The organism is Pseudomonas sp. B329, from assembly GCF_023127835.1.
GTDB classification, from domain to species: Bacteria; Pseudomonadota; Gammaproteobacteria; order Pseudomonadales; family Pseudomonadaceae; genus Aquipseudomonas; species Aquipseudomonas synxantha_A.
Window position 1 is genome coordinate 239,000 of the sequence record NZ_SPKP01000015.1, and the last position, 8,204, is coordinate 247,203.

Annotated in this window: 9 protein-coding genes; 5 read left to right on the forward strand and 4 right to left on the reverse strand. The window is 60.2% G+C overall.

All coding sequences use genetic code 11. From position 1 onward, the window contains the following. Positions 1 to 43: 43 nt before the first annotated feature. Together E4P00_RS10660 and E4P00_RS10665 are read right to left on the reverse strand one after the other, a co-directional pair. Positions 44 to 454 carry an HPF/RaiA family ribosome-associated protein gene (locus tag E4P00_RS10660; protein WP_005785111.1) on the reverse strand — a complete coding sequence of 137 codons (411 nt, stop codon included), beginning with the start codon at positions 452 to 454 and terminating at the stop codon, positions 44 to 46. A 213-nt stretch (positions 455 to 667) separates the two neighbouring features. After that, positions 668 to 1,615 (reverse strand): LysR substrate-binding domain-containing protein, encoded by a 948-nt coding sequence (locus E4P00_RS10665; RefSeq protein WP_005785109.1) that lies wholly within the window; start codon positions 1,613 to 1,615, stop codon positions 668 to 670. Between the two features lie 137 nt (positions 1,616 to 1,752). Here E4P00_RS10665 and E4P00_RS10670 point away from each other — a divergent pair, with 137 nt between their 5' ends. The 3 genes from E4P00_RS10670 (at position 1,753) to E4P00_RS10680 (ending at position 5,062) form a co-directional block, all read left to right on the forward strand. Then, positions 1,753 to 3,129, forward strand: a complete 1,377-nt coding sequence (locus E4P00_RS10670; protein ID WP_032877637.1) for an L-serine ammonia-lyase — start codon at positions 1,753 to 1,755, stop codon at positions 3,127 to 3,129. 61 nt (positions 3,130 to 3,190) lie between these two features. Next, the gene (locus E4P00_RS10675; protein ID WP_248131384.1) at positions 3,191 to 4,477 is read left to right on the forward strand and encodes a serine/threonine transporter; all 1,287 of its coding nucleotides are present in this window, start codon (positions 3,191 to 3,193) and stop codon (positions 4,475 to 4,477) included. 267 nt (positions 4,478 to 4,744) lie between these two features. After that, complete coding sequence (locus tag E4P00_RS10680; protein WP_032877639.1) at positions 4,745 to 5,062, forward strand: DUF3509 domain-containing protein; 318 nt, start codon at positions 4,745 to 4,747, stop codon at positions 5,060 to 5,062. On the opposite strand, the gene E4P00_RS10685 is transcribed toward E4P00_RS10680, so the two are convergent. Then, positions 5,059 to 5,547 carry a phosphate-starvation-inducible PsiE family protein gene (locus tag E4P00_RS10685; RefSeq protein ID WP_003188808.1) on the reverse strand — a complete coding sequence of 163 codons (489 nt, stop codon included), beginning with the start codon at positions 5,545 to 5,547 and terminating at the stop codon, positions 5,059 to 5,061. The genes E4P00_RS10680 and E4P00_RS10685 overlap by 4 nt on opposite strands. A gap of 279 nt (positions 5,548 to 5,826) precedes the next feature. Here E4P00_RS10685 and E4P00_RS10690 point away from each other — a divergent pair, with 279 nt between their 5' ends. Further along, positions 5,827 to 6,087 carry a YebG family protein gene (locus E4P00_RS10690; RefSeq protein ID WP_003188807.1) on the forward strand — a complete coding sequence of 87 codons (261 nt, stop codon included), beginning with the start codon at positions 5,827 to 5,829 and terminating at the stop codon, positions 6,085 to 6,087. A 55-nt stretch (positions 6,088 to 6,142) separates the two neighbouring features. On the opposite strand, the gene E4P00_RS10695 is transcribed toward E4P00_RS10690, so the two are convergent. Then, a complete protein-coding gene (locus E4P00_RS10695; protein WP_248128073.1) occupies positions 6,143 to 7,162 on the reverse strand; it encodes a Glu/Leu/Phe/Val dehydrogenase dimerization domain-containing protein in 1,020 nt (339 codons plus the stop codon). Between the two features lie 186 nt (positions 7,163 to 7,348). On the opposite strand from E4P00_RS10695, the gene E4P00_RS10700 reads away from it, so the two are divergent. Next, the gene (locus tag E4P00_RS10700) at positions 7,349 to 8,152 is read left to right on the forward strand and encodes a tetratricopeptide repeat protein (RefSeq protein WP_032877640.1); all 804 of its coding nucleotides are present in this window, start codon (positions 7,349 to 7,351) and stop codon (positions 8,150 to 8,152) included. Positions 8,153 to 8,204: the final 52 nt, after the last annotated feature.

Here is an 8,204-nt window from a genome sequence, read left to right on the forward strand (position 1 = left end):
CCTGCATATGCAGGCCCGTTTTCAGTGGGGAATGAAAAAACAGTTAGCTGTTAATGACAGCGTTTTCGTTTTCCAGGAATTCCTCTTCCAGCGCGTCTTCATTCACTTTGTTGATCGGCTGGTTTTTCCCGGCAGCGCGAGGCTTGCCTTGCAGTTTGCCGAACAGGTGCTCCAACGCATGATCCAGCTTAGTGGCGGCGCCATCGATCGCTTGCTCCAGCGTATCGGCTTTATGGCACACGGAAACTGGTTGGTGGCCCTTTGGCCGTGCTTCCAGGCGGCAACTTAAATCGTGGGGACCGGGCTTGTCGCCGTTCTCATCCCGCAGGTAAACCTCAACGCGGGTCAGGTCTTCTTCGTAACGTTCGAGCGTGCTCTCAATGGTAGTACGTACCCACTCCTCCAGTCGGATGCTGCTTTCAATATGGTTATCGCTATTGACTTGGATTTGCATAGTTCTTCCCTTATTTCAGCTAGCTCGCCAGAGGTCACAAACTGCAACACCAGGGTGGTGAAACCATGACCTCCTGATTACACAATTGAGCACCTGCTAAAACAATTCAACCCCTTTGCAAAGATAAATCCTACATTACAAATTAACCCTGACGACGGGCAAAAACGCTGGTAGGGTGGGGAGTTAGTTACAACTTCTTACGTTCTGTTTTCCTCACAATTGCCCCTCTCCCAACGGGTGCAAACCGCGAAAAATCCCTGCTTCCTCCACCAGCCAGTCGTGCACCGCGCGCACGCCGGGGTGGCTCAATGCACCTGGCGCATACAGCAGCACATAGCGCTTATGGTTGGGCACGGCCAGGCCAAACGGCACAATCAAGGTGCCGCGTTCCAGTTCATCATTGAGCAACGTGCGCCGCGCAATCGCTACCCCCATGCCGGCAATGGCGGCTTCGATGGTCAGGTGGTTGCGGTTGAAGGTATGCCCGCGCCGCACGTCGGCACCGTGGTGGCCGATGGCATTCAGGTAGAACTCCCACTCGGCATATTCATAACTCCCACGCCAGGCAGTGATGTCGTGCAGCAGCGGAAAATGCGCCAGATCGGCCGGGCCATGCAACGGCGGCCGTCCACGTAGAAGGCTGGGGGCGCACACCGGGAATATCTGCTCGTCCAGCAGGGCTGTGGATAACAAGCCGGGGTAGCTGCCATCGTTGAGGTCGATGGCCAGGTCGAAGTCGCCTTCATGCAGGGCGATGCTGCTGTCTTCGGCGACCATGCGCAGTTGGATATCGGGAAAGCGCTGCTGCAAACGTGGCAGGCGCGGGGTCAGCCATTTGCCGAGAAACGAGGGGATCGAGCGCAGGCGCAGGGTGCCGCTGATCATCCCGGCATCCAAGCGCTGCAATTCCGCATCAATGCTGCCATAAGCCTCGCCGACCACCGCCGCCAGGCGCTGCCCCTCGGCGCTGAGTTCAACGCCACGGGCGCGCCGATGAAACAGACGAAAGCCCAGGCGCTCCTCCAACTGGCGAATCTGCTGGCTCACCGCCCCCGGTGTGATGTGCAGTTCTTCGGCGCAGCGGGTGAACGACAGATGCCGTGCAGCGCAAGAAAACACATGCAGCCACACATAGGTCTGGCCGTGAAGGGGGCGGGTCATAGCGTTTAGTCCTGCTAAAGGGTGTCTTAGGATAATTCGTTGGTCAGTGCCGATCCAGAGGCTCAGTATCGCGCCAATTCCGCCTGCTCTACAAAACATGGCAGCGATTTCTACTCCATTGCTTGTAAGGCTTTAGCATGGCTATCAGTGTTTTCGATCTATTCAAGGTGGGCATTGGCCCCTCCAGCTCCCATACCGTCGGCCCGATGCGCGCTGCCGCGACGTTCGCCCAGGCCCTGACCGATCAGCATTTGCTCAGCCAAACCCGCCGCGTTGAAGTGCGCCTGTACGGCTCGCTGTCCGCCACCGGCGTAGGCCATGCCACTGATCGCGCCTGTGTGATGGGCTTGATGGGCGAATGGCCGGACCGCGTCGACCCCACCTCGATCAATGCGCGTATCCAGCAACTGCGCGAGTCGGGTCAATTGCTATTGGCCGGCTCCCAGGCAATCGCTTTCAACTGGCACACCGACCTGCTGCTGCTGGATGAAAGCCTGCCTTACCACCCCAACGCCATGTCCCTGCACGCCTATGGCGACAGCGGCCTGCTGAGCGAGCAGACCTATTACTCGGTAGGCGGTGGTTTCATCATCGAAGCCGCGGAAGCCGCCTCGGGCATTGCGCCGACCAGCGACGTGCAATTGCCGTACGACTTTTCCAGTGCCGTGGAACTGCTGGCGTTGTGCAACAAGCATGGCTTGCGGGTTTCCGAACTGATGATGGCCAACGAACGTGCGTGGCGCAGCGACGAAGAGATCCGTAGTGGCCTGCTGCACATCTGGTCGGTGATGCGCGAATGCGTGGAACAGGGCCTGCGCGATGAAGGCATCTTGCCCGGCGGGCTGGACGTACCGCGCAGGGCGGCGAAACTGCACCGCAGCCTGCTGGAAATCGGCAAACCCAATGTGATCACTTCAACCTTGTCGGCGATGGAATGGGTCAACCTGTTCGCCCTCGCCGTCAATGAAGAAAACGCCGCCGGCGGGCGCATGGTCACTGCCCCGACCAATGGCGCGGCCGGCATCATCCCGGCGGTGCTGCATTACTACATGAAATTCAACGCCGACGCGTCTGACGATGATGTGGTCAATTTCTTCCTGGCCGCCGCCGCCGTCGGCATCCTCTGCAAGAAAAACGCCTCGATCTCCGGCGCCGAAGTCGGCTGCCAGGGCGAAGTGGGCTCGGCCTGCGCCATGGCCGCTGCCGGCCTGGCCGATATTCTCGGCGCCACCCCCGAGCAACTGGAAAACGCCGCCGAAATCGGCCTGGAACATAACCTCGGCCTGACCTGCGACCCGGTCGGCGGCCTGGTGCAGGTGCCGTGCATCGAGCGTAATGCCATTGCCGCGGTCAAGGCGATCAACGCCACGCAAATGGCCCTGCGCGGTGACGGCAAGCACTTCATTTCCCTCGACCGGGTAATCCGCACCATGCGCGATACCGGCGCCGATATGCATGACAAATACAAAGAAACTTCACGGGGCGGCCTGGCGGTCAGCTGGGTGGAGTGCTGATCGGAGCACTACTACCCGCCCCAACGTGAGCCCGCGCAAAAATAATAACGAGGCAATACCGATGACTGATGTACGTACACCTGCTGCCGAAAATCCCGCTCTGGACAACACCGTTACCACCGGCTGGACCAAACACGACACCACCTGGATGCTCGGCCTCTACGGCACCGCCATCGGCGCCGGTACCCTGTTCCTGCCGATCAACGCAGGCGTCGGCGGGTTCTGGCCGCTGATCGTGCTGGCGCTGCTGGCTTTTCCGATGACTTTCTTCGCCCACCGTGGGCTGACGCGCTTTGTGTTGTCGGGCAAATCCGGCGACATCACCGAAGTGGTCGAGGAACACTTTGGTGTCGGCGCCGGCAAGCTGATCACCCTACTCTACTTCTTTGCGATCTTCCCGATCCTGCTGGTGTACAGCGTGGCACTGACCAACACATTGGGCAGTTTCATGGAGCACCAACTGCACATGACCCCACCGCCCCGTGCGATCTTGTCCCTGGTGCTGATCCTCGGCCTGATGGCCATCGTGCGTTGTGGCCAGGGTGTGATCGTCAAGGCCATGAGTGTGCTGGTGTACCCTTTCGTTGCTGCGCTGTTGCTGCTGGCTGTCAGCCTGATCCCCAACTGGAATGGCGCGTTCTTCGCCTCCGCCAGCGAAGGCATGCCGCTGCCGCTGTTCTTCAAGACGCTGTGGCTGGCGATCCCGGTGATGGTGTTCTCGTTCAACCACTCACCGATCATCTCCGCTTTCGCCGTGGACCAGAAGCGCGTCTACGGCGCCCAGGCCGAGCGCAAAAGCAGCGGCATCCTCGCCACCGCCCACGCCATGATGGTATTGACGGTGATGTTCTTCTGCTTCAGTTGCGTACTGGCGCTGTCACCTGCTGACCTGGCCGCCGCCAAGGCGCAGAACATCTCGATCCTGTCGTACCTGGCCAACCACTTCCAGACCCCAGTGATCGCCTACGCCGCGCCGCTGATCGCGCTGGTGGCGATTACCAAATCGTTCCTGGGCCACTACATCGGCGCCAGCGAAGGCTTCCAGGGCTTGATCGTCAAATCCCTGCGCGGGCGCAACCGCTCGATGTCGGCGAAATGGCTGGAACGCTCCACCGCGCTGTTCATGGTGCTGACCTGCTGGGCCGTGGCCACCTTCAACCCAAGCATTCTGGGCATGATCGAAACCATGGGCGGACCGATTATCGCGTGTCTGCTGTTCCTGATGCCGATGTACGCGATTCTCCTCGTGCCATCGCTGCGCCAGTATTCGGGACAGGTATCGAATGTGTTTGTGGTGGTCATCGGGCTGATTGCGCTGTCTGCGATCGTTTTTTCCGTGATGCCCTGAAATAGCTCACCGACCTCAAGCACAACGCAGATCAAATGTGGGAGGGGGCTTGCCCCCGATAGCGGTGTATCAGCCAATAAATACTCGGCTCAAAGACTGCTATCGGGGGCAAGCCCCCTCCCACATTGAGCTTCCAGCGCCTGTACGGCACGGCCCTTGCTGTAGAGCTATTGAGGAAAACGGAATTTGGCCGATGGTCAGGCAATGCGAACTAATCCTGACACCGGCCGTCAATGACTGCATGTTCTTATCAGGCGGTAACGCACCATGGACAATCCTTTTCAGATCATCACCGACACCTTCACCCCCCAATACCGCGTCAATCTGAGCATCCAACGGTTGGACGGCAGCATCATGCTCACCCTCTCGGACGAGACCGGCGTGGTGGCCAAGCGCATGATCAGCGCCGAACAGCGCAACGACCCGCAGCGCCTCAAGCGCCTGGTGCAAAGCATCCAGTTCGGCATCGCCATCGAACAGGGTCATAGCGCCGTGGAAATCCTGGAGCTGATGACGGACGGCGACAGCCACAAACTCCTGCAGCGACCGCCCGCCCGTACCCTGCCCTTCAGCGTGGGGCTTTAAAGCTCGCCCTTCTCGGTCTCAAGGCTCGCTTCGCCCTTGCGGCGCGGGCTCTCGACCTTCACCGAAGGGAACGCCGACGACGCATAGCGCACCACCAGGATCGCGAACGCCAACAACAGAATTCCGCCGCACAGGTAGATGATGCCTACATCCGGCGGGTTGTGGTGCGACACGTTGGAGATCAGCAAACGCGTGAGCGCGGTGATTGCCACATAGATCAGGAAGCGTACCGGCATGTGGTTGGTCTTGAAGTAAATCCCGACCATCGCGCCCAGTTCCAGGTAGATGAACAGCAGCAAGATGTCATCGATCTTGATGTGCCCATTTTCCAGCATCCCCAAAAACTCCATCACCGCTGCCCAGGCGGTCACCGCACCAATGGCAAACAACGCCAGGTAGTGAAACGACTCGACAAACAGATTGCCCAGGGACTCGGCCAGCCCATGGACTTGCTGGCGCAGCCTTTCGGCCCAGTTGATTTTCACGATGATGCTTCCTTAGGTCGGTTCGACCGGATAATGCGGGTTGGACGTGACGGTTGTTCTGTATGCAGAAACAAGGCCATAGACAGGATAGTGAGATGGTGGCGGGCTGACATTAGGCACTTAATCAATCCTTGCTCCCGCTGGGGTGCGCAGCGCCCCCATTTCCCAACTACATTAAAAACCTACTATCCAAACCCCAACGTTTGGCTTATCCTTTTCGCTGTATATAAATACAGTAGTCGCAAAAGACAACTATCGTGAAGGCATGTGAGGTGGTGAATGGCCGTCGAAGTGGTATACCGCAGCAGCCGAGATCTGGAGCGTTTGTTCATGGATAAAGCCGAAGCTGACCGTCATGACAAGATGCTTGAACTCGCTGAGTTGCTGGCAGAGGTGTTGCAAAAAGCCGTGCCGTCGTTGAGCGAGCAGCAGGTGGAAGAAGCCGGGATCTACATGGCGAAGAACCGCGATGTATTTGCCAAGGCGTTCAAGAGCCAACCGGACGCGCTGTCCGAGTTGTTGAACCCGGCGGCAGAGTAAAGCCCGAATTGAACAGGCCCTGAATCATGGATTCAGGGCCTTTTTAATGCCCGGCCTATTTGTACAGCAAGCGTTCGGCCAGCTCATCGGCGACCCGTGCGGGGGAGCGCTTTTCGGCTTGGGCGTGGGCGAAGATTTCGGTCAGGCGCGTGCCAATGTTCGATAGGTGCGCGGTGATGCCGGGCAGATCGGTGCCGGCGTGTTTGAGGGCGACGTAGATCAGGCCGCCGGAGTTGATCACGTAGTCCGGGGCATAGAGGATGCCGCGGCCTTCCAACTGGTCGGCGATGTCCAGGTTGGTCAATTGTGCGCTGGCGGCACCTGCCACGGCGGCGCAGCGCAGTTGGCCGACGCTGTTGCGGTTGAATACGGCGCCGACGCCGCAGGGCGCGAGGATGTCGCAGGGGGTGCTGAGCAAAGCATCGTTGGCAATCGGGTGGGCGCCCAGTTGCTCCATGGCCAGTTGCACCTTGCCGTGGTCGATGTCGCTGACCAGCAGTTCTGCACCCGCGGCGTGCAGTTGCTCGGCCAGGGCATAACCAACGTTGCCCAGGCCCTGCACCGCTACGCGCAGGCCCTCAAGGTTGTCGCTGCCCAGGCGCGCCATGGCGGTGGTGCGGATACCGGCGAACACGCCCATGGCGGCATGGGGCGCGGGGTCGCCAGCGGCGGTGGTGCTGGTGACAAAGCGGGTGTTCTGGGCGATGCAATCCATGTCGGCGACCGAGGTGCCGCTGTCGATCGAGGTAATGAAACGGCCGTCGAGTTTTTCGATACAGCGGCCAAACGCCTCGAATAGCGCGGCGCGGCTCTCCACGTGCACAGGGCGGATGATGACCGCCGTGCCGCCGCCCACCGCCAGCCCGGCCAATGCAGCCTTGTAGCTCATGCCTTGGGCCAGGCGCGCGGCATCGGCCACGGCACTGTCATCGTTGGGGTAAGCCAGGTAGCGACAGCCGCCCAAGGCAGGCCCCAGGCGACTGTTGTGGATGGCGATGATCGCTTTCAGCCCGGTCACCGGGTCGACGCTCAGGTGCAGCGATTCAAGGCGGGTGCTGTGCATGAGCGCAAACATCAATGAGCTCCCGAATCACTTTTGGTTGTGGGCAAAGTATAGGCTCGCGGCAGAAAACTGCTGGATTGCACTGGAATAAGCCGCGCTGTTTCGTAAGATCCAGGACATAAGCACGCAGGATATTTTTCAAGATACTGGACGAAAATTCCTGGCAAGGCTAAAACGGGGCATCCGCCGGAGAACGCGATGAATCCCCGCACAGCCTTTTTCGCCTGCCTGGACCGTTCACCCCCTGCGCTGTTTGAAGCCGCGCTGTGGATGGCTGCCGAGCACGATGCCAGCGTACAGCCGTTGCTGATCCTGCAAGAGCTGCGCGTACTGCAACAGCAGGTCAGCCTGGGCATGCCCCTGTTGCCGGCCGATGAACTCGGCCAGCCGCTGCTGCGGCGCCTGAATGACCTGGGGTTTGCCCAGGATGATCACACCCCGTTGCGCCCCGCCGCCGCGCTGCTGGACAAAGTGCTGCTGCGAAAACGCGGGCAACCCTTGGCCATGGGCCTGATCGCACTGGAAATGGCACGGCGCCTGGATATCCCCATGGTCGGGGTAAATTTCCCCGGCCACTTCCTGCTACGGGTACCCGGTGCCGACCACCTGCTGGACCCGTGCGGCGGTCGACGCCTGTACCCCAACGACTGTCGCGAACTGCTGCACCGCCAATACGGGCCAAAACTCAACTTGCACGCCGACCACCTGCACACCGCCGAGCCAAGGGCGATCCTGCAGCGGCTGTCGCGCAACCTGCGCCAACTGCACCTCGCCAACGACGATCCCCTGGCCGCCCTGGTGGACGCCGAGCGCGTACTGGAACTGGGCAATGCCAGCGCCGCCGACTACCTTGCCCGCGCCAGCCTGTACCAGCGACTGGATTGCCCGAGCGCCGAGCGCTTTGACCTGGAACACGCATTGATGCTCAGCGAAGACCCAATCCAGCGCCTGCGCCTGACCGAGCGACTGGGGCACCTGCCGCCCAATTCAGTGGTGCATTGACCTAGGGGGCGTTCTCAATTAGTTTCCCCGCCGCGTTGTCGCCTTAAAGCGG